The sequence below is a fragment of the Erythrobacter sp. HI0063 genome (genome assembly GCF_001635685.1).
Classification (GTDB): domain Bacteria; phylum Pseudomonadota; class Alphaproteobacteria; order Sphingomonadales; family Sphingomonadaceae; genus Qipengyuania.
Genome location: NZ_LWFF01000284.1, coordinates 1 through 426 on the forward strand (window position 1 = coordinate 1; position 426 = coordinate 426).

Sequence of the window (426 nt, forward strand, 5' to 3'; positions counted from 1 at the left end):
ACGGCGGGGCGCTCGATCTAGCCCCACCGCCCGGCAAGTCGATGTCTTGGCTCGGGGCGCGGGTGCGCGAAGCCTATCCAGACGCGAAGGTGCTCAACGAAGGCGATCACATCCACGCGGAATTTCCGGGCTACTACGGCGCCCCGGTCCTCGGCGGTGCGCGTTCGGCTGGTCTCACTAATCCGAATGCTGGCATTCCTCCCCCTCCGCCTGGTTTCATATTGGACTGAGCATGGCGAAGAAACCTGCAACAATAGGCCGGAAACAGGATGGCACGTTCAAGCCCGGCCAGTCCGGCAACCCCGCTGGCAGGCCCGTAGGCGCCCGGCACGCTACGACTCTGGCGGTAGAGGCGCTGCTAGAGGGGGAGCATGAGAAGTTGACGCGGACAGCCATCGATAAGGCTCTGGAAGGCGACACTACGGC

At 64.3% G+C, this 426-nt stretch carries 2 protein-coding genes; both read left to right on the forward strand.

What is annotated here, in order from left to right:
- A partial coding sequence (locus A3736_RS18005) for a hypothetical protein (protein WP_233999344.1) occupies window positions 1-230 on the forward strand: 230 nt, incomplete at its 5' end.
- 2 nt (window positions 231-232) lie between these two features.
- The coding region (locus A3736_RS18010) for a DUF5681 domain-containing protein (RefSeq protein WP_233999345.1) at window positions 233-426 on the forward strand (194 nt) is incomplete at its 3' end.